Consider the following 22,119-nt stretch of genomic DNA (forward strand, 5'->3'; position numbering starts at 1 on the left):
CCGCGCTGTCGTGCTGGTGCCGCGTGGCGGTGGCTGGGGTGCCCGGGTCGCCGAGTCCGCTCGGGCGCGGGGGCTCGAGCCCGTGGTGGTGCCGCTCATCACGGACGAGCCGCCTGCGGATACCGGCCCGCTCGACGCGGCGATCGCGCAGCTCCGCGCGGCAGCAGCCGCCGGTACGGGCCCCTGGCTCGTGGTGACCAGTGCGACCACCGTGCGCGTGCTCGTGGGACGCATGGCGGGCCTCCCGTCCGGCGTCCGCGTCGCCGCCGTCGGCACCGCGACCGCACGCGCTGCCCGCGCGGCCGGCTGGCCCGTCGACCTGGTTCCGGACGACGCCTCGGCAGCGGGACTCGTGGCCGCCCTGCCGGACACCGACTCCCTGGTCGTGCACCCGCGCTCCGACCTCGCCGCGCCGACCCTGGTCGACGGCCTGCGGGAGCGGGACATCCTGGTGGTCGACGTGGTCGCGTACCGTACCGTGGGCACCGGCGACGGGCCGATCACCCTCGACCCGGCGCCGGACGTCGTCCTCGTGACGAGCGGCAGCGTCGCCCGCGAAGTCGCCCGCCGCCTCACCCCACTGGACCCGCGGACCCGGATCGCCTGCATCGGCCCGGGCACCGCCACCGAGACCCGCGATGCCGGACTGCCCGTGCACGTCGTCGCGGCCGAGCGGTCCGCCGAAGCCCTGCTCGACGCCGTCGTCGAGACCCTCACCCCACACCCCGAACAGGAAGGTCACTCGTGACTGGACGCTTCCCCCAGGTCCGCCCCCGACGTCTCCGGGCCACCCCCGCGATGCGTCGACTCGTCGCCGAGACCCGGCTCCACCCCGCCGAGCTCGTGCTGCCGATGTTCATCCGCGAAGGCGCCACCGACGCCATCGACATCACGAGCATGCCCGGGGTCCAGCAGCACTCCCTCGACTCGTTCCGCCGCGCGCTCAACGAGGCCGCGTCGGTCGGGATCGGCGGCGTGAACCTGTTCGGGGTGCCCGAGCACAAGGACGCCGTCGGGTCCGGCGCGACCGACCCGGACGGCATCCTCAACGTCGCGATCCGGGTGGCGAAGGAAGAGGTCGGGGACGCGCTGGTCGTGCAGTCCGACCTGTGCCTCGACGAGTTCACCGACCACGGCCACTGCGGGGTGCTCGCGAGCGACGGTTCGGTCGACAACGACGCCACGCTCCTGCGGTACCGGGACATGGCGGTCGCACAGGCCGAGGCCGGTGCCGAACTGGTGTGCCTGAGCGGGATGATGGACGGCCAGATCGCCGCCGCCCGCGACGCCCTCGACGGCTCCGGCCACTCCGGCACGGCGCTGCTCGCCTACGCCGCGAAGTACGCCTCCGCCTTCTACGGGCCGTTCCGGGAGGCCGTGGCCTCGACCCTGCAGGGTGACCGCCGCACGTACCAGCTCGACTCCGGCAACGGGCGAGAGGGGCTGCGCGAGGTCGAGCAGGACATCGAGGAGGGCGCCGACATCGTCATGGTGAAGCCCGCCATGAGCTACCTCGACGTCCTCGCCCGCACCGCTGACTCGTCGCCGGTGCCGGTCTGGGCGTACCAGATCTCCGGCGAGTACGCGATGATCACCGCAGCCGCCCAGAACGGCTGGATCGACCGGGACGCCGCGGCGATGGAGGCCCTCATCGGCATCAAGCGCGCCGGCGCCGATGCGATCCTCACCTACTTCGCGGTCGACATCGCCCGCAAGCTGAACGACGAAGCGGGTCTGCGCGCCTCCGGCAGCACCGCGGACGTCGCCGGCATCGCCACGACCGGGAAGGCACCCGAATGACCCCGACGACGACCAACGACCAGCTGTTCGGCCGCGCGAAGAACAGCATCCCGGGCGGCGTGAACTCCCCGGTCCGTGCCTACGGCTCCGTCGGCGGCACCCCACGGTTCCTCGTCAACGCGAAGGGGGCCTACGTCACCGACGCCGAGGGTCGCGAGTACGTCGACCTCGTCGCGTCCTGGGGTCCGGCGATCCTCGGGCACGCCCACCCCGGCTCCGTGGAGGCCGTGCAGCAGGCGGCGGCCCGCGGGCTGTCGTTCGGCGCCTCCACCCCGGGCGAGACCGAGCTGGCCGAGCTCGTGAAGCAGCGGGTGCAGGTCGACGGCGACGGTCCGATCGAGAAGCTCCGCATGGTGTCCACCGGCACCGAGGCGACGATGACCGCGATCCGCCTGGCCCGCGGGTACACCGGCCGCGACCTGCTCGTGAAGTTCGCCGGGCACTACCACGGCCACTCGGACTCGCTGCTGGCCGAGGCCGGCTCGGGTGTCGCGACGCTCGCCCTGCCCGGCAGTGCGGGCATCACCGCCGAGACCGCCGCGCAGACCCTGGTGCTGCCGTACAACGACCTGGACGCCGTCCGCCGCGCGTTCGACGAGCACTCCGGGCGCATCGCCGCCGTGATCGTCGAGGCCGCCGCCGCGAACATGGGCGTCCTGGCCCCCGACCGCGGCTTCAACCGGGCGCTGTCGCAGATCACCAGCTCGAACGGTGCGCTGCTCATCGTCGACGAGGTCCTCACCGGCTTCCGCGTCGGACCCGCCGGCTGGTGGGGCCTCGAGGCGTCGAACACCGTCCCCGACGGCGCCGGGTGGAAGCCCGACCTGGTCACCTACGGCAAGGTCATCGGTGGCGGTATGCCCCTCGCGGCACTCGGTGGTCGCCGCGAGGTGATGGACTTCCTCGCCCCGCTCGGCCCGGTGTACCAGGCGGGCACGCTGTCCGGGAACCCGCTGGCGGTCGCCGCCGGCATCGCCACGCTCCGTGCCGCCACGGCGGACGTCTACGCGCACCTCGACCGCACCGCCGACGTGGTGTCGCGGGCGACGAGCGAGGCCCTGTCGGCCGAGGGCGTCGCACACACCGTGCAGCACGCCGGCAACCTGTTCTCGTTCGCGTTCACGGACACCCCGCCGCGGAACTACGACGACGTCCGGGCGCAGGACGTCTTCCGGTACGCGCCGTTCTTCCACAGCATGCTCGACTCCGGCATCACGCTGCCGCCGAGTGTGTTCGAGGCGTGGTTCCTCACCGCGGCGCACGACGAGCGTGCGGTGTCGCAGATCCTCGACGCCCTGCCCGCCGCCGCGAAGGCCGCTGCCGCCGCCTGACCCCCGCAACACGCAACGTCGGCGTCGTCACGCAGCGCAATGTCGCTGCGGAACGGCGCCGACGTTGCGTTTCGCGAGACGGACGGGCGGACGGGAGGCGCGGGGCGGCTAGTCCGCTCGGCGTGCGTGCCAGCGCCCACCGCTGCGCTCGACCGCCAGCGGGAAGTCGAACGCCGCCGACACCCGCGCCGAGCTGATGACCTCGTCCGCGCGCCCCTGCGCCACGACGGCCCCGTCACGCAGCAGCATCGCGTGCGAGGTGGACGCCGGCAGGTCTTCGAGGTGGTGGGTGACCATCACGCTGCCGAGCTCCGGCTGCCGCACCCGCAGCGCGTCGACGGTCTCGAGCAGGTGTTCCCGGGCGGCGACGTCGAGCCCGGTCGCCGGTTCGTCGAGCAGCAGCAGCCGCGGCTCGGCAATCAGCGCCCGCGCGATCAGTGCCCGACCCCGTTCACCCTGCGACAGCACCGGCCAGCGGGCGTCCCGGCGGGCGGACAGTCCGACGTCGGCGACGTGCTGCTCGGCACGGGCGACCTGCTCGGCGGTCGGCTCCCACCGCACCATGAGGTCGGTCGTGCCGGTCAGCCCGGTGAGCACGGTCTCCAGGACGGTGAGCGGTGAGAGCATCCGGTGCCGTGGGTCGACGTGGCCGATGTGTTCGCGGAGCTGCCGGACGTCGACCCGCCCCAGGCGGTGCCCGAGCAACTCGACGGTGCCCGAGGAGGGGTGCCCGGTCGCGCCCAGGACGGCCAGCAGCGTGGACTTGCCCGCGCCGTTCGGGCCGAGCAGTGCCCAGTGCTCGCCGGCCCGGACGGTCAGCTCGACGTCGTGCAGCAGGTCGCGGCCGCCGCGGGTGATGCGGAGTCCGGAGGTGCGGAGGAGGGCGTCGGTCATCCCGTCATCCTCGCGCATCCCGGTGGACCCGACGGCGGTCAGGCCTTCGCGGCCCGGGCGGTGGCGAGGTGCTCGGCCATCGCGCGACCGAGTCCGCGGACGAGTGCTCCGCCGGCCTCCCCGTCGCGACCCTTCGCGGCGGCGCGGAAGCCGTCGAGGGCCTGTTCGACGTCCCAGAAGACGAACTCGGGCTCGCCGATCCGGACGAACTTCGCCCGGTTCAGCAGCGATTCGCTCGTCTTGAGCAGCAGTTCGTTGCCGGACTTCTGCACCATGAACGCGATCGCGCGGTCGATGTCGTCGTTGAGGGCGCGGTCCTCGGCCTTCGCGTGGGCGCGCATGTCGTCGAGGATGGCGCCGAACGCCTTCACGTCGTCGTCCTCGAAGCGGGGGAAGGACCAGCGCGCGGCGAGTTCACCGAAGCCGAAGAGCATCTGGAAGGCGTCGTCGTAGGCTTCGCGGGTCGGGGAGGCGACGCGGGTGTACCGGTTCGCCTCCATCTCGACCAGGCCGTAGTCGACGAGCTTCGCGATCGCCTCGCGGATCGGGGTGCGACTCACACCCAGCCAGGCGACGAGCTCGTCGTCGTTGAGACGTTCGCCGGCCTGGAGGGTCCCGTCCTGGATGGCCGCGAGCATCTTCTCGAGGACGACGTCCCGGAGGAGCTTGCGCGGCGAGTTCTCGACGGTCGACTTGGGTACCGGCATCCGGGTCTCCTTCAGAAGGTGTTCGGTATTCAAATCCTAACGTGACATTGCGCAAACGGTTGCAAAATCACTGGCGGGAGGCGCGGATCACCGCCGCACGTCGACCACCGTCCGCCCGTGCACCCGTCCGGCGACCACGGCAGCGCCGACCTCGATCGCCTCGGCCAGCCCGACGGTCCGCGACACCGCCCGGAGCAGCGCCGGGTCGAGGTCCGTCCCCAGCCGCGCCCACGCCCGCTGCCGCAGGTCGAGCGGCGCCGCGACCGAGTCGATGCCGAGCAGCGACACCCCGCGCAGGATGAACGGCAGCACCGTCGTCGGCAGCGCGGTGTCCTGCGCCAGCCCGCACGCCGTGACCGCCCCGCCGTACCGCGTCGCCGCGAGGACGTTCGCCAGGGTCGCACCGCCGACGCTGTCCACCGCACCCGCCCAGACCGCCCGCTGCATCGGCTTTCCGGGGTCGGCGAACTGCGCACGGTCGACGACGTCCGTCGCGCCGAGGGCCCGGAGCGAGTCGCCGTTCTCCGGCCGACCGGTCGACGCCGTCACCCGGTACCCACGAGCCGCGAGCAGGGCGATCGCCACCGTGCCGACGCCGCCCGAGGACCCGGTCACCAGGACCGGTCCGTCCTCAGGCGCGACCACCCGCTCGAGCGCCAGGACGCTGAGCATCGCCGTGAAGCCGGCCGTGCCGATCGCTGCCGCCAGGTCGTCGTCGATGCCGTCCGGCAGCGCGACGAGCGAGTCCACCGGGACCACGCACTGCTCCGCCCAGCCGCCGTGTCGCGTCTCGCCCGCGCCCGCGCCGGTGAGGACCACGCGCTCGCCGACGGCCACGTCCTGCACGTCCGAGCCGACCGCGACGACGGTGCCCACCACGTCGATGCCAGGCACGAGCGGATCGGCCCGCACCACGCCGGGGTCGCCGGCGACGGCCAGGCCGTCCTTGTAGTTGACGCTCGACCTCGTGACGGTGACCAGGGCCTCCCGGGCGCCGGGAGCGGGCAGGTCGACGTCGGTGACGACGGGGGCGGCGGAACGGGACACGAGGACGGCGCGGGTCATGCGCGCGACGCTACCCCGGGCCTCCCGGTCGGGTGCGGGCCTGATGCGTGCCCGACGGTTCGCGCTCAGCGACACCGTTCGCGCCCGCTCGCCCGAGCAGTGTCGCTGAGCGCGAACCGCGCCCGCGGACGGCCCGCGATCAGCCGAACATGATGGCGGCCTCGTCGTACCGGTCCTGCGGCACGGTCTTCAGCTCGCCGAGCGCGTCCGCGAACGAGACGTGCACGATCTCCGTCCCCTTCAGCGCGACCATCCGGCCCCAGCGCTCCTCGACGACCGCGTCGATCGCCGCCAACCCGAGCCGGGTCGACAGCACCCGGTCGTACGCCGTCGGGGTGCCACCGCGCTGGATGTGCCCCAGCGTCGTCGCGCGGGTCTCGATGCCGGTCATCTCCTCGATGAGCGGGGCGAGGCGCTCGCCGATGCCACCCAGGCGCGGCCGGCCGAACGCGTCCAGGCCGCGCTCGGTGTGGGCGGTGTCCTCGTGGTCGGGGACGAAGCCCTCGGCGACCACGACCAGGGGTGCGCGTCCGCGGTCGTAGGCGGCCTGCACCCACTCGCCGATCTGCGCCAGCGACGTCTTCTGTTCGGGGATGAGGATCGCGTGCGCGCCCGCCGCCATGCCCGAGTGCAGGGCGATCCAACCGACGTGGCGGCCCATCACCTCGGCGACCATGCAGCGGGAGTGGGACTCGCCGGTGGTGCGGAGGCGGTCCATCGCCTCGGTCGCGATCGCCACGGCGGTGTCGAACCCGAACGTGTAGTCGGTGGCGCCCAGGTCGTTGTCGACCGTCTTCGGCACGCCGACGATCTGCAGGCCGGCGTCGGTGAGGCGCTTCGCGGCGGCCAGGGTGCCCTCGCCGCCGATCGCGACGACGGCGTCGATGCCGTGCCGCTCCAGCGTCTTCGTGATGTTGTCGACGCCGCCGTTCGGACCCTCGAAGGGGTTCGTCCGGCTGGTGCCGAGGATCGTCCCGCCCTGCTTCGCGATGCCCTGGATGTCCTTGCGGCCGAGCGGCACGATGTCGCCCTCGACAACACCCCGCCAGCCGTCGCGGAAGCCGACGAACTCGTGGCCGTGGATGGCGATGCCCTTGAGCACGATGGCGCGGATGACCGCGTTGAGGCCGGGGCAGTCGCCGCCGGAGGTGAGGATGCCGATGCGCATGGTGACTCCCGTGGTCGGGTCCGGAGGGACGTGCCCATCATCATGGCCGATGCAGGCTCGGTGTGGTCGTGCGCGTCGGGATCTGTGGACTTCTCCGATCCCTCGTGGCGACACCGCATCCGTTTCGGAATGTGTAGTTTTACCGGACAGTAGCCGCAATGACGCGGCTACCAGATGGAGGAGGACCACCATGACGTCGACACGAACTGCGAAGGGCTTCCGGAGCGTTCCGTTCGCGTCGGCGCTCGCGCTCGCCCTCGTCCTGATCGGTGCGACCGTCGCGACGGCGACTGCGGGGACGCCGAACCAGGTCCTGGGAGCCGTGGTCCTGGGGCTGACATCAGCCGGTGCCGGCACCGCCCTGGGCGTGGTGATCCGCGCTCGGCGTCGACGGCCATGGTGCTGAACCGAGCGTTGCGGCGCTGACCCGACTGCTCCTCGGTCGGGAAGTGTCCGTACCGGCGCTTACCATCCCTGCATGCCCTCCGTCCGTCCCGTCGCCGCCGCTCCGGCGGTCCGTCCCGGCGCGGACGACGGTGCGGGTCGCGTGGACACCGTGTACCGGCCGGGAGGCCCGGTGGACGTGGTCGCGACGCTGCGGCCCCTGTCGCGCGGCTCCGGCGACCCGGCCCACCGGGTGGTCGGCTCCGACGTGTGGCTCGCGCTCCGGACGCCTGACGGGCCTTCGTCGGTGCTCGTGCGCCCCGTCGGTGACACCGTCGCGATCAGTGCCTGGGGTGCCGGAGCGTCGTGGGCGGTCGCGCACGGACCGGACCTGGTCGGCCGCGGGGACGACTGGACCGAGCTCGACGTGTCCGCACATGCCTTCCTCGCCCAGGCTCGACACCGTCAGCCGGGGTTACGGCTGCTGCGGACGAACACCGTCGTCGCGATGCTCGTGCCGGCGATCATGGAGCAGAAGGTGACCTCCCGCCAGGCCTGGCGGGCGTGGCGGTACCTCGTGCAGCGCTTCGGCACGCCCGCTCCCGGACCGGCTCCGGCGGGCATGGTCGTCCCGCCGGACGCTGACACCTGGGCGCGGATCCCGAGCTGGGAGTGGCACAAGGCCGGCATCGAGCCCGGACGGTCGGCGACGGTGATGCGCGTCGTGCAGGTCGCGCCGGCGCTCGAGCGGACGCTGACCCTGGGCCGCGGCGGCGAACTCGTCGCGAGCCGGCTGCAGTCGATCCCGGGCGTCGGGCCGTGGACCGCTGCCGAGACGGCGCAACGGGCGCATGGCGATCCGGATTCGCCGAGCGTCGGGGACTACCACGTGCCCGCCCTCGTCGGGTGGGCGCTCACCGGCGGACCGGTCGACGACGACGGGATGCTCGAGCTGCTCGAACCCTGGCGGGGGCACCGGGAGCGGGTCGTGCGGTTGATCGCGGGCTCGGGCTTCCGGAAGCCGACCTTCGGGCCGCGGATGACGATCCAGGACCACCGCTACCACTGACCTCTTTCCTGAGCAAGGGGACAGATATGTCGGTCCTCTTGCCGACTTCCGGACGGTCCACGGTCGCCGCTACCGTCGCCCACGGGGGCGAAGGGGTCGTCCCCGGAGAGGGGAAACGTGGACAGCGAAGACCACGTCACAGGACCGACCAGGCGGCAGGTACTTGCACTCGCCGGCGCTGCTGCCGGTGTCGCTGCGCTCGGTGGTGTCGGTTTGGGGGCTGCACCTGCTCGCGCAGCCGTCGCCTGGCGGTACCCGTTCGACAGCGAGTACCCGGTGTCGAGTGGATTCGGACCGCGTCCCGTACCGGTGGAGGGCGGGAGTTCGAACCATGAGGGGATCGACTTCGCGGCTGGCCTCGGCGTGCCGATCCATGCGGTTGCGGCAGGAACCGTGATCACCGCTGGCGTCCTCACGAACTGGGAGGGCTTCGGGAACCTCACCCGGATCCAGCACGCTGACGGCTACACGAGTTGGTACGGGCACCAGAGCTCGATCGCGGTCCGTGTCGGTGCGACCGTTTCTGCCGGGCAGTACATCGGCAAGGTGGGATCGACTGGGACGTCGAGCGGCCCTCACCTGCACCTCGGTATCTCCACGTCCGGTGGTTTCATCGACCCGTCGTTCATCTTGAGTGCGCCGAAGTCCGATGACTCGAGCGCACCGGAAGCTCCGCGTGACGATGACTTCGCGCTCATCAAGTCCCCCGGACGCGGGGCTGCGATCATCGGCGCCGGGTACTTCCGCGCCCTGCCGACCGCGGAGTTCGAGGCCTGCGGACTTGCGCTCGCCGGTCAGCCGTTCGAGGGCAACGACCGCGAGTTCGACCTCTGGAAATCCATCGCGCTCAGTGGCACCACGGCTGCCTGATCGACACACCGACACGACCACGAACCATCAAGGGGAGAAGACAATGAAGCTCATCCAGTCCACCAATCGGGGTATCGCCGTCGTCGGGCCCGGCTACTTCCGCGGCCTCAAGAACCAGGAAGAACTCCAGGCCGCACTGAAGGTCTGGGGGGACCCGCTCGTCGGGAACGACCGGCAGTTCGACGTCTGGAAGGCCATCGCACTCCAGGGCACGTCCGCCTGACTGGCAGGGGACGGGAGGTCCGTGGCGATGCCGCCACGGACCTCCCGTCCTGAGTCAGGGGTGGTGGGTGCCCTCGCCGGCCAGCACCGCGCGGTAGCCCTCGCGGAAGGTCGGGTAGCGGAACGCGAAGCCCGTCGAGCGGAGCAGCGCGTTCGACAGGCGCTTGTCACCACCCGCCTGCCGGTCCGATGCCGGGCCGTGCTCCGGTGTCGGCAGACCGAGTTCGTCGGCGAGGAACCGCAGCACGTCGTCGAGCCGGACCGGCTCGTCGTCCGTCCCGAGGTACGTCGGCGCCGGGTCGTCCAGCGTCGCGAGGTGCACGATCGCGGCGGCGGCGTCGTCGCGGTGGATGCGGTTCGTGTGCGGCGACGACGCGTCGGCCGGAGCGAGCCGGGCGCTGCCGGAGCGCACCTGGTCGATCAGCCGCTCGCGGCCGGGGCCGTAGATGCCCGACAGGCGGAGCAGCACCGCGCCGGCGGCCCGTTCCCGGAGCAGCGCTTCGGCCTCGACCAGGACCCTCGCCGTCGGGGTGCCGCCGGTCGCCGGGGTCTGTTCGGTGACCTCGCTGCCGTCGGACACGTCGTACACGGCGGTCGAGGACACGACGACGACCCGCGGGCTCGCCCCCGATCGGTCGATGCCGTCGAGCACGTTCCGCAGGCCGTCGACGTAGGTGGCGCGGTACTCGTCCGGGTCGCGGCTGCCCGCGGCCAGGGCGACGACGACGATCGCGGTGTCGGGGTCGATCTCGGGGACGTGGCTCCGGAGGTCGGTGCTCCGGCCCTCGATCGGCACCGGCAGGAGTTCAGCGCGGCGACGGAGGCCAACGACGCGGTACCCGAGGTCGGCGAAGCGGAGGGCGGCCTCGGTGCCGAGGTCGCCGCAGCCGGCGATGACGACGGTCTGGTGTGCTGACATCTGTCGACCTTCCCACGGATGCGGTCACGGCATCACATCGCCGGAGTTGGGTCCGAGCGTCTGCCCGGTGTACAGGTCGCCCGCTGGCGAGGAAGCGAGCAGCAGGGCCGTCGGGGCGACCTCGTGCGGGACACCGAACCGCCCGATGGGGAGCTCGGCTGCCTTGTCGGCCCGCCACTGCGGCGTCATCCGGTCGGTCATCGGCGACACGACCGGGCCGGGTGCGATCGCGTTGACGAGGACACCCCGCCCGCTCCACTCGATCGCCGCGCTCTTGGTCAGCGCGATGACGCCGGCCTTCGCGGCTGCGTAGTGCGCGACCTCGGACCCGCCCTTGATCGCCAGTTGTGAGGCGAGGTTGATGATGCGTCCGCCGCCGTCGCGGAGCATCAGACGACCGACCGCGCGCATCATCAGGAACACACCGGTGAGGTCGACGGCGACGATCCGGTTCCAGTCCGCGGTGGACAGCTCCTCGAGCGGCGTCTGGGAGAGGACACCGGCGGCGTTGACGAGGACGTCGATGCCGTCGAGTTCCGCATCGACGGTCGCGACGACGGCCTCGACGTCCGCCTCGTCCGAGACGTCCAGGACGACGGTCAGGACGTCCAGCCGCCGGGCGACCGCTTCGAGGGCATCGACGTCGCGGTCGGCGACGGCGACCTGTGCACCAGCGGCGACGAAGGCCTCGACGATCGCGAGCCCGATGCCGCTCGCGCCACCGGTGACGAGCGCGGTGGCTCCGTCGAGGTCGAACACGTCGCCGCGCATCAGTCGGCCATCAGGATGGTCATCCCGCCGTCCACGACGAGCTCCTGTCCGGTGACGTACCGCGCCTCACGGCTGAGCAGGAAGCGGATCACGGCCGCCGCCTCCGCCGCGGTCCCGACACGACCCCACGGGATGCGGGCGCCCGCTGCCTGGAGGCCCGCCGCTCCGAGCGAGTTCGTCGCGTCCGTCGACTGCGGTGTCTCGATCAGACCGGGGATGACGGTGTTCACGCGGATCCCGCGCGGCGCCAGTTCGGCGGCGGCGCTCCGGGCCAGCCCGATCACCGCCGCCTTGCACGCGGCGTAGTGGCTGTGCGCGACCCAGCCGTAGACGCCGCCCGCGATCGAGGAGACCGCCACCATCGACCCGCCGGCGCCGAGGTGGCGCGCGCCGGCGCGGAGGGTGCGCATCACGCCGTTGAGGTCGACCTGCACCATGTCGTCCCAGGCGGTGTCGGTCATGGTGTCGAGCGGCTGCCGCCGGAGCACGCCGGCGCCGGCGACGACGTGGTCGACACGGCCCCATCGGTCGAGCGCCGCCTGGAACACGGCGTCGACGTCCTCGGTGCGGCGGACGTCGGCGGGGACGGTCAGCGCTCGACCTCCGGCCGCCTCGACGGCTGCGACGACGACCGAGGGGTCGTGCGGGTCACCGGCGAACACCGGGATGACGATGTCGGCCCCGTGCTCGGCGAGCTGGACGGCGAGTGCTGCGCCGATCCCGCTCGCGGCGCCGGTGATGACGGCGACCCGTCCGGCGAACTCGGAGTACACGGCCTCCGGAGTGGGCGTGCTCAATGCTCGATCACCGCCACGCGCTTGGTCGCGAGCATGATCAGCCCGGAGAGGACCATGCCGCCGGCGCCCACGATGACGGCCGCCGGTCCGAGACCGACGTTGCCGGCGACGAGTGCGGTGAGCACGGCGGACCCGATGATCGATCCCGGCTGGCCCATGGCGGTGACGAACGCCGAACCGGTGGCGCGGCAGCTGGAGTCGAAGCACTCCGCCTGCAGGAACAGCAGGGAGGCGTAGGGGCCGAGCAGGAAGAACAGCGTCAGCATGTACGTGATCAGGACGTACCCGAAGTCGTCCGGGCCGAGGACGAACAGGGTCCAGCACACCCCGGCGAGCAGCCAGCCGCCGACGATGGTGGTCTTGCGGCCGATGACGTCCCCGAGCCAACCGTGGAACAGGTACCCGGCGGCGCCGACGACGTTGGAGAGCACGATGATCAGCAGCGACATGCTCGTGTCGACGCCCTTCACGTCCTCGAGCATCGTGGTGCCGAGCACGCTCGTCGTGGTGATGCCGAAGTAGTTCACGATCCACGCGATCGACAGCACGACGGTGTTGCGGGCGTAACGCTTGCCGAAGATCGCCCGCAGTGACGGTCGCTCGTCCTCGACGACCCCGAAGCGGGCCGCGATCCGGCTCGCCTCGTCGGCGCGACCGGACTTCCGGAGCTGCCGCAGGTACGTGTTGAGACGGTGCTGCGGGGTCTCCTTGATGCCCTTGCGCAGGAACAGCACGAACAGCGCGGGGACGGTGGCGACGAGGAACGCGATCCGCCACGAGTCGGGTCCGAACAGCCCGTTGATCCCGGCGATGAACGCGGCGGCCAGGAGGGCACCGATCGGCCACCCGGTCTGCACCAGGCTGTAGAAGAAGCCGCGGCGCTTCCTGATGCCCTCGATCTCGGTGAGGGCGAAGACCTCGTTGAGGTAGGTGGAGTTGACGGACTGCTCCGCCATGCCGAACCCGCTCAGCGCGCGGAAGCCGACGAGCGAGGCGACCCCGGTCGAGGCCGCCGTCAGCAGGGACGACAGCGCCGCGCCTCCGATCGTGACCATCATGCCGCGGCGGCGACCGAGCCGGTCGACGAACAGCCCGACCAGGATGACGACGACGAAGACCCCGACGCTGACGAGGGTGTTGGCCAGCAGCGCGGTCTGCTGGTTCCACCCGAAGTCCTCGGCGATCCGGGGCAGGAGCGTGCCGAACATGATGAAGTCGTAGACGGCGAGGGTCCAGGCGAAGAAGGCCAGGGTCGCGCCCCGTTTGGTCTCGGCGGCGCCGATGGCCGGGAACGTCCCGGTGTCGAGCTGGACGTCCTCCGGCTCGCGGATGGTCGTGGTGGACATGGTCTTCCTCTCGATGCTGCGGTGCTGGCGGATCGGGTGGGCCGTGCGTGGTGGTTCCGGCCGTGGATCAGGAACGGGGATCAGGAACGGCGCTGCGGGAGGAGCCCCGGCCGCGCGCGCGGAACTCCGCGTGCACCCGGTCCTGCGGAGCGTCGACGGCGAGCAACACGGCGAGCAGCAGACGGGACTTGAGCCCGTCCAGGTACCCGGCGGGGACGAGTCCGGCGGCGAGCAGGTCGATCTCGCCGCCGCGGAAGCCGTAGGTCGCCGCGAGGGTGGGCCCGGCGCCGGTCCGCGACGCCATGACGACCGGCATCCGCCGGGCCAGCGTGCGGACGGCGTCGAGGGTGCGTTCCGAGACGTGCCCGCCGCCGAAGCCCTCGATGACCGCGCCGCGGTAGCCGAGGTCCCCGAGCGCCTCGAGGACGCGTCCGTCGTCGTCGAGGCTGACGCGGTGCAGGGCGACCGGCGGCAGCGGGGCGACGTGGTCGGTGACGGCGGGTGCCTGCTGTGCGGGTGCGTGGAAGACGGGCAGCCCCTCCGCGACCCAGCCGAGTGGCCCGGTCCCGGGGGAGGCGAACGCCCCGGTCGAGGACGTGTGCGCCTTCCGGACCGTGCTGGCGGCGTGGACCTCGTCGTCGAGCACGACGAGCACGCCGCGCCCCCGTGCGGCCGGTTCCGCGGCCACGCGCATCGCTGCCAGCAGGTTCGCCGGCCCGTCCGCGCCGGGAGCGGACGCGTGGCGCATGGCGCCGGTGACCACGAGCGGTTCCGGGCGGTCCCAGCCGAGGTCGAGCAGGTAGGCGGTCTCCTCGATGGTGTCGGTGCCCTGCGAGACGACGACACCCGATGCGCCGGTCGCGACGGCTCGCCGTGCGGCTCGGAGGGCGCTCTGCACGTCGGCGAACCCCAGGGACGGCGAGGGGACCAGGGTGAGCTGGTGTGCGTCGACCCGGGCGGTCTGTGCGATCGCGGGCACGCCGGCGAGCAGGTCGTGGGCGTCGAGTCGCGGGACCGCACCGGGCCGGTGAGCGGGGCCTCCCGTGTCTCCGGTGCCTCCGCTCGTGACGCTCGCGATGGTCCCGCCGAGGGCCAGGTAGGTCACCGTCGGCAGCGTGGTGCCGATCACAGCGCCGGCTCCCGCCGTCGGGCCACCGCTTGCGCGAGGCTCCGGTACGTCCAGTCGGCGTCGTCGTCCGGACGGGAGGCACGCAGCCGCTCCGCCACGACGGTCCAGTCGGTGGTCCCCGGCCCGACCCGGTCGACCGCGTCCAGCACCCCGTCGACACCCTGCGCGAGGACACCCTGACCGGTCGGTCCGACGACGAGCACCCGGACGGTCCCGGGCGCCTCGTGCACCCGCACGTGTTCCGGGGCGAACAGGCGGGCACCCCAGGCGACCAGCGCCAGTTGCGCCCGCTTGCGTGCTGCCGGCGAGTCCTCGACACCACGGGCGTACCCGTCACGCGTCCCGCCGGCGCTGCCGCACGCGCCGCACATCAGTACTCGCGCGGACGCTCGGGGCGGGCGAAGGGGAAGCGGACGCGGAAGTCGTCGGCGATCTCGTTCATGGTGACGAACCGGACGCCCTCGTGTCCGCCGATGTACTCGATGAGCCGTTCGATCATGAGCAGCACCTGCGGTCGCCCGGACACGTCGGGGTGGATCGTGATCGGGAACACGGCGTAGTCGAGCTCGCGGTACACCCAGTCGAACTGGTCCTTCCACATCTGCTCGACGTCGCGGGGGTTGACGAAGCCGTGGCTGTTCGGGCTCGACTTGATGAACATCATCGGCGGCAGGTCGTCGACGTACCAGTTCGCGGCGATCTCGACGAGGTCGATCTCGTGGCCGTGCACCAGCGGCGTCATCCAGGTGTGCGGGTCCTGGGCGTAGTCGATCGGCGTCCACGAGTCGCCGACGATCGAGTAGTACGGGACGAAGTCCTTGTGCTGCTGGCTGTGGTCGTAGCTGAACCCGAACTTCTCCAGCAGCGTCGGCGTGTAGGCGCTCAGCTCCCACCACGGGGCGACGTAGCCGGTCGGCTGGGTGCCGGTGAGCCGGGTGATGAGTTCGACCGAGCGCTCCATGACGGCGTCTTCCTGCGCCTCCGTCATCGCGACCGGGTTCTCGTGGCTGTACCCGTGGGCGCCGATCTCGTGCCCGGCGTCGAACAGGGCCTGGCACTGCTCGGGGAAGGTCTCGAGCGAGTGGCCGGGGATGAACCACGTCGCCTTGATGTCGGCACGGTCGAACACGCGCTGCAGCCGGGGCACGCCGGTGCGGCCGGCGTAGATCCCGCGCTGGATGTCCGACGGCGAGTCGGCTCCGCCGTAGGAACCGAGCCAGCCCGCGACGGCGTCGATGTCGACGCCGAAGGACACGAAGATCTCTTTCACCATGGGGCACCCGTCTCTCGTCTGCTCTGCAAGATGTGCAATCGTTTGCAACTGGTGAGAGCGTGCCATCCGACTGTTTCCGTCAGCGTCGGCGGACGTAACGAACGTGTTTCGCCAGATCGGCAACCGGGACGGTGCGTGCACGGTTGCAACCGTTCGCTGCGGCGCTGGCGCGACGATGTGTCACTTACACTGAGCGGATGGGCAGCACGGACGATCAGGTCGGGCACGAGCCCCCGGGTCGTCGCGGCGAGGTCAACCTCCAGGCGATCGCGGGGCGCGCCGGGGTGCACGTCTCGACCGCGTCGCGGGTGCTGCGACAGACCGAGCCGGCCCGGGGCTGGAGTGCTCCGGCCCAGCGCGTGATCGCAGCGGCAGCGGAGCTCGGCTACCGCCCCAACCGGCTCGCCTCGTCGTTGCGCACCCGGCGGTCGAACACCATCGGCGTCGTCATGCCGCGGCTCGCCGACACCGTCATCGCGTCGATCTGCCAGGCCGTCGAGTCGGCTGCCCGTGCCGCCGGCTACCAGCTGCTGCTCACGACCCCGCCCGACGAGATGGGCGCGCAGCTCGAAGCCGTCGACTTCCTGCTCTCACGCCGGGTCGACGGCCTCATCGTCAGCTCCCTGCACCTGTCGTCGCAGATCCCGCGGCTGACCAACCTGTCGGTGCCGATCATCGCGACGAACCGGCACCCCGGCGACTGGCTGCCCGCCGTGGTCGCCGACGACGTCGAGGGCGGCCGGCTCGCCACCGAGCACCTGCTCGCCCTGGGACACCGGCGCATCGGTGTCGTGGCCGGTCCGCGCCACGCCAGCACCGCGGTGGAGCGGGTCGCCGGCTTCCGGCTGGCGCACGAGCAGCGGGACCTGCCGGTCGACGAAGCGCTCGTCGTCCACACCGACTTCGAGGTCGAGGGCGGCGTGGTCGGGGCGCACACCCTGCTCTCGCTCGCCGACCCACCCACCGCCGTCTTCGCCGTCAACGACACCGCGGCCATCGGCGTGATGGGTGCTTCCCGCCAGCGCGGCCTGCGCGTCCCCGAGGACCTGTCGATCGTCGGGTACAACGACATCGCGGTGGTGGCGCAGCTCCCCACACCGCTCACGACCGTGCACTCCCCGCGGGCGACGATGGGGGCCGTGGTCGTCGAACGGTTGCTCGCCGCGATCGGCGGCGGCGCGGTGGACGGGGCGGTCCTGCCGGTGTCGCTCGTGGTGCGGTCCTCGACGGCGGCCCCGGCGCACTGACGACGACGTATGCTCATGTCGACGTCGCGTCGACACCGACGCGTCGTCCGTCCGGATCGTGCCACGAAGTCGAACATCGATGCACTCCTGAGGGGCATGATGGCCACCGTCGACGACGGACCTCTGCACCAGCCGACGCTCGACACGCACGCCGCCTGGCACGACGTCCGCATCGAGGCGGTCGGATCGGACCCCGAGACGGCGGCGGCCGAACTGAGCGCCTTCTACTCGGGCCACGACTGGGCGGTCGTGACGACCGATCGGCCGTTCTCGTACCGCTACAGCGCCGTGGGAGACGGTGACGTGACGCTGCGGCGGTTGCAGTTCTCCGGCGGGCTCCGCGGCACGGTCCCGCCGACGGACGACTACATCGTGCAGTGGCTGACAACCGGGGCGGGCAATCCCGACGTGCTGCAGGACCGCGTCCCGGTGGTCCTGGACGTCCCGATGCTGTTCCCGACGGCGCGCGAGTTCGTCGTCGAGTACGCCGACCACGACCAGCGCCTCGTGCACATGTCCCGCCGACTGGTCCACGAGGTCGCGGACGAACTGTTCCACACGGGTCCGGTCAGCGATCTCGGGATCGACCACCTGCACCCACTCGACCCCGCAGCGGTCGCGCGGTGGCGCAGCAGCCTGCACCTGCTCTCGCGTGAACTCCGGGAAGGTCCCAGCGGCAGGGACGGCGGCAGGAGCGGTGCCCTGCTCCGGGCCGCCCTGTCGCGGGCCGTCGTCGTGGCGTTCCTGCGGATGTACCCGCCGCGAGCGGTCGCGTTGCCCGCCTCGGTGTTCCTGCCACGGCGCGAGCGACTCCGTGCCGCGGTCGAGTACATCCACGAACACATCACCGAGCCGCTCCGGGTCGCGGACATCGCCCTGGCGGCGGGCTTCAGCGTCCGGGCCACCCAGGAGGCCTTCCAGCACTCGATCGGTCGGTCACCGCTCCATTACCTGCAGCACATCCGCCTGCATCGGGTCCGGCTGGACCTCCAGCACGCCGGACCGGGGACCTCGAGCGTCCGCGAGGTCGCCCAGCGGTGGGGGTTCGAGCACCTCGGTCGGTTCTCGGCGGCCTACCGGGTGGCGTTCGGCGAGTACCCGCACACCACACTGCGACGCTGACGGAGCGCCGACGAGACCCGGACGCACCCGCCGCCGGATCCCACCCACGTCCAGATGTCCGACCACACATGTGGTGGGCCTACCGTCAGGATCGGTTGTCGGTCCCGGTGAGCGGCGCAACAGGAAGTCGGCGCTCGTGGATCGTATGCAGGCCATCACATGGCGGAACGACGCGGGTGGGCACTGGACTGCCCGCCGCGACGGGGTCGTCGTCGGCACGATCGACCAGGGCCAGGGGTTCGAGTTGCACTCCACGGACGGCACGGTCCACGGATCGCACAACTCCCTCGGCAACGCGCAGGCACAGCTCGACGCCTGGGCCGCGTGGGGGACCGGGCCGCAACACCCCTAGCTCAGCAGGCCGGTACCAACGGTCCTCGTCGTGCGCAGATCAGGCGGTCGACGCACCACCTTCGGCGGCCGCGTCGCCCGCCGCAGCCGTGCTCGTCACCGGCGCCTCGACCAGTGCCGGGTCCACCGGCTCCGCGACCGACACCGGCGTCACGCTGCGGACGACCGCGTCCGCGTCGGCGATCCCGATACCGGTGAAGAGCGCCGACCAGAGGTCCCGGAGCTGGAGTTCGGTGGCCTCCACCGTGCGCGAGCTCGCCCGGGTGCGCAGGACGCCGAAGGTCGACGAGATCACCAGGTCGGCGGCGCGGACGGCCTCCGGATCGTCGACGTCCAGTCCTCGGGCGACGGCGAAGTGCTCCAGCGTGTACCCCCGCCACGTGAAGGCCCGGGGGAGCGGCTGCCCGGCCTCGCCGAGCTCCTGGCTGACCCGGATCGCCCCGGCGGCGACCGGGCACCGCAGTGCGTCGAGGCACGCGGACAGCAGCATCGTCACCAGGTTCGCGAGGCCCGCGGGCTCGGTCGTCCGCGCCGCCATCTCGAGCCAGCGCGCCTGCTGCTGCTCGACGACGGCCGCGGCGAGGTCGAGCTTCGACGGGAACAGGTGGTACCCGACGGCCGACTTCGGACGGTTCATCGCGGCGGCGACGCTCGCGAACGAGGTGCCGTCGTAGCCGTGCTCGGCGAACTCGGCAGCGGCTGCCTCGACGATCTGCTGGCGTGTGCGGGCCTTCGCGGCCTGGCGTTGGTTCATGCTGCTCCTCGCCCGACGATCCCGGGTGGTTCGTGCCGCTCGATACTACGAGCCCGGTACCACTGTCGCAGGTCAGGGCCGACTGAGCAGTTCATCAGACGATCGTCTGGTGGAACTCGGCACTTTCCCGTGTTCGGACGCCAGGTTGTCACCCACCTCAGTTGCAGCGTCGCGCCCGCGCGCCCTGCGGCTCCGTCGACCTGGAAGGCACACCGTGCAGATCTCCCGCCGCACTGCGCTCCTCGGCATCGCCGCCTCCGTCCCGATCGCCTCGGCCGTCCTGGCCGCCCCCGCCGAAGCGGCGACGACCACGACCGCCACGTCCGCGGCGACCACCGCGTCCGACCCCGGCGTCCTCGCCGTCCAGAAGTGGCTCAACACGACCTTCGGCCACGTCGCCGGCTGGGTGCACGTCACCGAGGACGGCCAGACCGGAGCCGGGACCGTCACCGGTCTCGCCCAGGCGACCCAGTCCCTCCTGGGCATCACGCCCGTCGTGCCGACGGTGGGACCGGCCACCAGGAAGGGTCTCGAGCAGCACGGGGACGTCGGCCACGAGGTCGGACCCGACGCCGAGACCTGGCGGAAGCTGGCCCAGGCCGGGCTCGTCTGCAAGGGCTTCCCGACCGTGGCGACGACCGGCACGTGGGACGCCCCGACCGTCGCCGCGGTGCAGGAGCTCCGGACCGAACTCGGTGTGGCCCTCGGCGTCCCGACGCTCTCCCCCCACCTGTACGGTGCGCTGCTGACCACCGACCTGATCCGGCTCGCCACCGATGGCTCGTCCACCATCCGCTCCGTCCAGCAGTACCTCAACCGCACGTACGCCGAGGCGGACGGCGGAGCGTACGGCAGCACGAGCGGCCTGGTCGACACGAGCACCGCGTCCGCTGCCGTCCGGGCGATCCAGATCGCGTCCGGGTCCGCGTCGGTCGACGGGGTGTGGGGGCCGGGCACCGCAGCCGGTCTGCGCGCCGCGTCCGCCAGCGTCGTCGGCGTCGGCGCGAGCGGGCCGTGGGTCCAACTGGTGACGGCGCTGCTGGTGCTCAACCGCGAACGGGTCCCCTTCGACGACGTCTTCACGGCGGCGGACGCCGACGTGGTCCGCGCGTTCCAGCAGTTCCAGGCGTTCCCGGTCGCAGAGCAGACCGGCACGTGCGACTTCTGCACATGGGCCGCGCTGGCCGCGAGCAGTGGCGACGCCGGCCGCGCGACGACCGGTGCCGACATGGCCACGAAGCTCGACGCCCCCCGGGCCGCGGCGCTGGCCGCCGCCGACGTCCGGGTGGTCGGGCGTTACCTGACGAACTCGCAGGTCTCCGGTGCTCGTGACAAGGCGCTGACGGCCGAGGAGCTGCGGGCGATCGGCGACGCCGGACTCGGGCTGTGGCCGATCTTCGAGGAGGGTGGCGACGAGGCGTCCTGGTTCACCTTCGCGCAGGGGATCGTCGACGCGCACCGCGCCCAGGACGCCGCGAAGCACCTCGGGATCCCGAAGCAGACGACGCTGTACTTCGCCGTCGACCTCGATGCCAGCACGGCCCAGATCGACGACGCGGTGCTCCCGTACTTCCGGGGCGTGGCCACGGGCCTCCGGGACCGCGGGAACGTCCACAAGGCCGGTGTGTACGGCTCCCGCGCCACCTGCTCCGCCGTCAGCCACGCCGGACTCGCGCACTTCTCGTTCGTCGGCGGGCTGTCCACCGGGTGGACCGGCAACCAGCTCCAGCCGCTGCCGTCCAACTGGTCGTTCAACCAGATCCAGGGACGCACGATCGGCTCGGGGGGCTCGGCCACCGAGATCGACGCCGTCGTGGTGTCCGGCCGGGACCCCGGCGTGCCGGCCGCGCACCTGCGTGGACACTGACACGGCCATGCGGATCCCACCCGCCCCGGTCCCGCCCGAGGACCGACCGCCCGCGGTCCCGCCCGTCGGCCCGCCGACCGGCCCGTCGCAGTCGTCCGCGGTCCCACACCAGGTGCTCTACGTCTTCGCCGACTTCCAGGAGATGGTGCGCGTCGACTGCTGGTGCAGCCACGACGGTGACCACGTCGACGCCTACCCCTTCCACGAAGAGATCATCCGTCCGCTCATCGACACCATCGTCCGGCGCGTCCGCCGCCGCCCCAGGAGAGGCCAGACCCCATGAACACCATCACGCCCCCGAGCCCGCTGGGCACCAACCGTCGCAGCCGCACCCAACGTGCCGTGGTCGTCGTGCTGGCCGTCGCCCTGGTGGCGTCGATCGGCGTCCTCGCGGTGCTCGCCGCGACGCCCGCCAGCGCCGCCACGATGACGAGTGCGTCGACGACCACGTCCGAGCAGCAGGTCGCCGCCGCGGACCAGACGGACTCCACACACCTCGACGCGGTCGGCTCCCTGGTGCTCCGCCGTCTGCTGCTCGCCGACCCGGTGGCGCAGTCGAAGTGGCTGAGCGGCAAGCCGATCGCCGACCCGGTGCGCGAGCAGGCGGTCGTCGACGAGGCCGTGTCCCTCGCCCGACAGCAGGGCGTCGACCCGGACCTCGTCACCCGGGTGGTCCGGTCGCAGATCGCGGCGAGCAAGGTCGTCCAGCGCGGCCTCATCACGTCGTGGACGCACCACCCCGCCACCGCTCCGACGACCGCGCCGGACCTGGCGACGATCCGCCCGCAGCTCGACGCGATCGACACCGACCTGGTCGCGGCGATCGGCGCCGCCCAGGCGACCGCCGGCAGCCCGCAGTGCGCGCACCTCGTGGTCGCCGAGCGGAAGCGCCTGTCGGCGGGCCTCGACTCGCTGCACCGCAAGGGCATCCGCGACGCGCTCGCCGGGTTCTGCACCGCCTGACCGACGGCTGCCGCGGGGCGGTGACGAGCCGAGCCTCCCGGCCGGGGGGGTGGCGGGCGGGGGGTGTGGG

General features: G+C 72.2%; 25 protein-coding genes. 13 read left to right on the plus strand and 12 right to left on the minus strand.

From position 1 onward, the window contains the following. Window positions 1–10 precede the first annotated feature (10 nt). Genes QCD68_RS03885 through hemL form a run of 3 tightly spaced genes read left to right on the plus strand, consistent with a single transcriptional unit; the run spans window position 11 to window position 3,131 of the window. Window positions 11–748, plus strand: coding sequence for a uroporphyrinogen-III synthase (locus QCD68_RS03885; RefSeq protein ID WP_301222087.1), 738 nt, complete (start codon window positions 11–13; stop codon window positions 746–748). Beyond that, window positions 745–1,800, plus strand: a complete 1,056-nt coding sequence (gene hemB, locus QCD68_RS03890; RefSeq protein WP_301222088.1) for a porphobilinogen synthase — start codon at window positions 745–747, stop codon at window positions 1,798–1,800. The genes QCD68_RS03885 and hemB overlap by 4 nt, the downstream gene beginning before the upstream one ends. Continuing rightward, window positions 1,797–3,131, plus strand: a complete 1,335-nt coding sequence (gene hemL, locus QCD68_RS03895; protein ID WP_301222089.1) for a glutamate-1-semialdehyde 2,1-aminomutase — start codon at window positions 1,797–1,799, stop codon at window positions 3,129–3,131. The genes hemB and hemL overlap by 4 nt, the downstream gene beginning before the upstream one ends. Before the next feature lie 108 nt (window positions 3,132–3,239). On the opposite strand, the gene QCD68_RS03900 is transcribed toward hemL, so the two are convergent. From QCD68_RS03900 to QCD68_RS03915, 4 genes are all read right to left on the minus strand, one after another. Further along, window positions 3,240–4,025, minus strand: a complete 786-nt coding sequence (locus QCD68_RS03900; protein ID WP_301222090.1) for an ABC transporter ATP-binding protein — start codon at window positions 4,023–4,025, stop codon at window positions 3,240–3,242. A gap of 38 nt (window positions 4,026–4,063) precedes the next feature. Further along, on the minus strand, window positions 4,064–4,732 hold the full coding sequence (locus QCD68_RS03905) for a GntR family transcriptional regulator (protein ID WP_301222091.1): 669 nt from the start codon (window positions 4,730–4,732) through the stop codon (window positions 4,064–4,066). An 87-nt stretch (window positions 4,733–4,819) separates the two neighbouring features. Next, window positions 4,820–5,797 (minus strand): MDR family oxidoreductase, encoded by a 978-nt coding sequence (locus tag QCD68_RS03910; protein WP_301222092.1) that lies wholly within the window; start codon window positions 5,795–5,797, stop codon window positions 4,820–4,822. Between the two features lie 139 nt (window positions 5,798–5,936). Continuing rightward, window positions 5,937–6,965 carry a 6-phosphofructokinase gene (locus tag QCD68_RS03915; RefSeq protein WP_301222093.1) on the minus strand — a complete coding sequence of 343 codons (1,029 nt, stop codon included), beginning with the start codon at window positions 6,963–6,965 and terminating at the stop codon, window positions 5,937–5,939. A gap of 190 nt (window positions 6,966–7,155) precedes the next feature. Here QCD68_RS03915 and QCD68_RS03920 point away from each other — a divergent pair, with 190 nt between their 5' ends. The 4 genes from QCD68_RS03920 to QCD68_RS03935 all read left to right on the plus strand — a co-directional run bounded on the left by QCD68_RS03920 (window position 7,156) and on the right by QCD68_RS03935 (window position 9,511). After that, the gene (locus tag QCD68_RS03920) at window positions 7,156–7,371 is read left to right on the plus strand and encodes a hypothetical protein (RefSeq protein ID WP_301222094.1); all 216 of its coding nucleotides are present in this window, start codon (window positions 7,156–7,158) and stop codon (window positions 7,369–7,371) included. 72 nt (window positions 7,372–7,443) lie between these two features. Next, window positions 7,444–8,418, plus strand: coding sequence for a DNA-3-methyladenine glycosylase family protein (locus tag QCD68_RS03925; protein ID WP_301222095.1), 975 nt, complete (start codon window positions 7,444–7,446; stop codon window positions 8,416–8,418). A gap of 309 nt (window positions 8,419–8,727) precedes the next feature. Then, a complete protein-coding gene (locus QCD68_RS03930) occupies window positions 8,728–9,288 on the plus strand; it encodes a M23 family metallopeptidase (protein ID WP_301222109.1) in 561 nt (186 codons plus the stop codon). A 43-nt stretch (window positions 9,289–9,331) separates the two neighbouring features. Then, window positions 9,332–9,511, plus strand: a complete 180-nt coding sequence (locus tag QCD68_RS03935) for a hypothetical protein (RefSeq protein ID WP_301222096.1) — start codon at window positions 9,332–9,334, stop codon at window positions 9,509–9,511. Window positions 9,512–9,565: 54 nt separating this feature from the next. On the opposite strand, the gene QCD68_RS03940 is transcribed toward QCD68_RS03935, so the two are convergent. The 7 genes from QCD68_RS03940 to QCD68_RS03970 form a co-directional block, all read right to left on the minus strand. After that, complete coding sequence (locus QCD68_RS03940) at window positions 9,566–10,429, minus strand: NAD-dependent epimerase/dehydratase family protein (RefSeq protein WP_301222097.1); 864 nt, start codon at window positions 10,427–10,429, stop codon at window positions 9,566–9,568. A gap of 24 nt (window positions 10,430–10,453) precedes the next feature. Continuing rightward, complete coding sequence (locus tag QCD68_RS03945) at window positions 10,454–11,200, minus strand: SDR family NAD(P)-dependent oxidoreductase (protein ID WP_301222098.1); 747 nt, start codon at window positions 11,198–11,200, stop codon at window positions 10,454–10,456. Beyond that, a complete protein-coding gene (locus QCD68_RS03950) occupies window positions 11,200–11,997 on the minus strand; it encodes an SDR family NAD(P)-dependent oxidoreductase (protein ID WP_301222099.1) in 798 nt (265 codons plus the stop codon). The genes QCD68_RS03945 and QCD68_RS03950 overlap by 1 nt, the downstream gene beginning before the upstream one ends. Then, window positions 11,994–13,343: an MFS transporter gene (locus QCD68_RS03955; protein ID WP_301222100.1), complete on the minus strand. Its 1,350-nt coding sequence runs from the start codon at window positions 13,341–13,343 to the stop codon at window positions 11,994–11,996. Before QCD68_RS03955 ends, QCD68_RS03950 begins: the two co-directional genes overlap by 4 nt. 67 nt (window positions 13,344–13,410) lie before the next feature. Beyond that, complete coding sequence (locus QCD68_RS03960; protein WP_301222101.1) at window positions 13,411–14,472, minus strand: asparaginase; 1,062 nt, start codon at window positions 14,470–14,472, stop codon at window positions 13,411–13,413. After that, on the minus strand, window positions 14,469–14,843 hold the full coding sequence (locus tag QCD68_RS03965; protein ID WP_301222102.1) for a hypothetical protein: 375 nt from the start codon (window positions 14,841–14,843) through the stop codon (window positions 14,469–14,471). The genes QCD68_RS03960 and QCD68_RS03965 overlap by 4 nt, the downstream gene beginning before the upstream one ends. After that, entirely contained in the window at window positions 14,843–15,745 is a 903-nt protein-coding gene (locus QCD68_RS03970; protein WP_253466074.1) for a polysaccharide deacetylase family protein, read from the minus strand. Before QCD68_RS03970 ends, QCD68_RS03965 begins: the two co-directional genes overlap by 1 nt. Window positions 15,746–15,942: 197 nt before the next feature. Here QCD68_RS03970 and QCD68_RS03975 point away from each other — a divergent pair, with 197 nt between their 5' ends. The 3 genes from QCD68_RS03975 to QCD68_RS03985 all read left to right on the plus strand — a co-directional run bounded on the left by QCD68_RS03975 (window position 15,943) and on the right by QCD68_RS03985 (window position 18,466). Beyond that, on the plus strand, window positions 15,943–16,992 hold the full coding sequence (locus tag QCD68_RS03975) for a LacI family DNA-binding transcriptional regulator (RefSeq protein ID WP_301222103.1): 1,050 nt from the start codon (window positions 15,943–15,945) through the stop codon (window positions 16,990–16,992). 96 nt (window positions 16,993–17,088) lie between these two features. Next, window positions 17,089–18,114, plus strand: a complete 1,026-nt coding sequence (locus tag QCD68_RS03980) for a helix-turn-helix transcriptional regulator (RefSeq protein WP_301222104.1) — start codon at window positions 17,089–17,091, stop codon at window positions 18,112–18,114. A gap of 145 nt (window positions 18,115–18,259) precedes the next feature. Next, complete coding sequence (locus QCD68_RS03985; RefSeq protein ID WP_111075399.1) at window positions 18,260–18,466, plus strand: hypothetical protein; 207 nt, start codon at window positions 18,260–18,262, stop codon at window positions 18,464–18,466. 39 nt (window positions 18,467–18,505) lie between these two features. Here QCD68_RS03985 and QCD68_RS03990 read toward each other — a convergent pair whose 3' ends face one another. Further along, window positions 18,506–19,219, minus strand: a complete 714-nt coding sequence (locus QCD68_RS03990; protein WP_301222105.1) for a TetR family transcriptional regulator — start codon at window positions 19,217–19,219, stop codon at window positions 18,506–18,508. Between the two features lie 214 nt (window positions 19,220–19,433). Between QCD68_RS03990 and QCD68_RS03995 the strand changes: the two genes are divergently transcribed. From QCD68_RS03995 to aroQ, 3 genes are read left to right on the plus strand one after another with little or no spacing between them, the layout of a single operon-like run. Further along, window positions 19,434–21,086 carry a glycoside hydrolase domain-containing protein gene (locus tag QCD68_RS03995; RefSeq protein ID WP_301222106.1) on the plus strand — a complete coding sequence of 551 codons (1,653 nt, stop codon included), beginning with the start codon at window positions 19,434–19,436 and terminating at the stop codon, window positions 21,084–21,086. Window positions 21,087–21,093: 7 nt separating this feature from the next. After that, complete coding sequence (locus tag QCD68_RS04000; protein ID WP_221849065.1) at window positions 21,094–21,369, plus strand: hypothetical protein; 276 nt, start codon at window positions 21,094–21,096, stop codon at window positions 21,367–21,369. Then, window positions 21,366–22,049, plus strand: a complete 684-nt coding sequence (aroQ, locus tag QCD68_RS04005) for a gamma subclass chorismate mutase AroQ (protein WP_301222107.1) — start codon at window positions 21,366–21,368, stop codon at window positions 22,047–22,049. Before QCD68_RS04000 ends, aroQ begins: the two co-directional genes overlap by 4 nt. Window positions 22,050–22,119: the final 70 nt, after the last annotated feature.

The organism is Curtobacterium sp. PsM8 (genome assembly GCF_030433875.1).
Classification (GTDB): Bacteria; Actinomycetota; Actinomycetes; order Actinomycetales; family Microbacteriaceae; genus Curtobacterium.

Bases quoted from the DNA above. Each gene is read 5' to 3' on its own strand.
- QCD68_RS03970 (WP_253466074.1), bottom strand. From the start codon at position 15,745: ATGGTGAAAGAGATCTTCGTGTCCTTCGGCGTCGACATCGACGCCGTC.
- QCD68_RS03980 (WP_301222104.1), top strand. From the start codon at position 17,089: ATGATGGCCACCGTCGACGACGGACCTCTGCACCAGCCGACGCTCGAC.
- QCD68_RS03915 (WP_301222093.1), bottom strand. From the start codon at position 6,965: ATGCGCATCGGCATCCTCACCTCCGGCGGCGACTGCCCCGGCCTCAAC.
- QCD68_RS03935 (WP_301222096.1), top strand. From the start codon at position 9,332: ATGAAGCTCATCCAGTCCACCAATCGGGGTATCGCCGTCGTCGGGCCC.
- QCD68_RS03990 (WP_301222105.1), bottom strand. From the start codon at position 19,219: ATGAACCAACGCCAGGCCGCGAAGGCCCGCACACGCCAGCAGATCGTC.
- QCD68_RS03940 (WP_301222097.1), bottom strand. From the start codon at position 10,429: ATGTCAGCACACCAGACCGTCGTCATCGCCGGCTGCGGCGACCTCGGC.
- QCD68_RS04000 (WP_221849065.1), top strand. From the start codon at position 21,094: ATGCGGATCCCACCCGCCCCGGTCCCGCCCGAGGACCGACCGCCCGCG.
- QCD68_RS03900 (WP_301222090.1), bottom strand. From the start codon at position 4,025: ATGACCGACGCCCTCCTCCGCACCTCCGGACTCCGCATCACCCGCGGC.
- QCD68_RS03965 (WP_301222102.1), bottom strand. From the start codon at position 14,843: ATGTGCGGCGCGTGCGGCAGCGCCGGCGGGACGCGTGACGGGTACGCC.
- QCD68_RS03925 (WP_301222095.1), top strand. From the start codon at position 7,444: ATGCCCTCCGTCCGTCCCGTCGCCGCCGCTCCGGCGGTCCGTCCCGGC.
- QCD68_RS03955 (WP_301222100.1), bottom strand. From the start codon at position 13,343: ATGTCCACCACGACCATCCGCGAGCCGGAGGACGTCCAGCTCGACACC.
- QCD68_RS03945 (WP_301222098.1), bottom strand. From the start codon at position 11,200: ATGCGCGGCGACGTGTTCGACCTCGACGGAGCCACCGCGCTCGTCACC.
- QCD68_RS03975 (WP_301222103.1), top strand. From the start codon at position 15,943: ATGGGCAGCACGGACGATCAGGTCGGGCACGAGCCCCCGGGTCGTCGC.
- QCD68_RS03920 (WP_301222094.1), top strand. From the start codon at position 7,156: ATGACGTCGACACGAACTGCGAAGGGCTTCCGGAGCGTTCCGTTCGCG.
- QCD68_RS03985 (WP_111075399.1), top strand. From the start codon at position 18,260: ATGCAGGCCATCACATGGCGGAACGACGCGGGTGGGCACTGGACTGCC.
- hemL (WP_301222089.1), top strand. From the start codon at position 1,797: ATGACCCCGACGACGACCAACGACCAGCTGTTCGGCCGCGCGAAGAAC.
- QCD68_RS03905 (WP_301222091.1), bottom strand. From the start codon at position 4,732: ATGCCGGTACCCAAGTCGACCGTCGAGAACTCGCCGCGCAAGCTCCTC.
- QCD68_RS03910 (WP_301222092.1), bottom strand. From the start codon at position 5,797: ATGACCCGCGCCGTCCTCGTGTCCCGTTCCGCCGCCCCCGTCGTCACC.
- aroQ (WP_301222107.1), top strand. From the start codon at position 21,366: ATGAACACCATCACGCCCCCGAGCCCGCTGGGCACCAACCGTCGCAGC.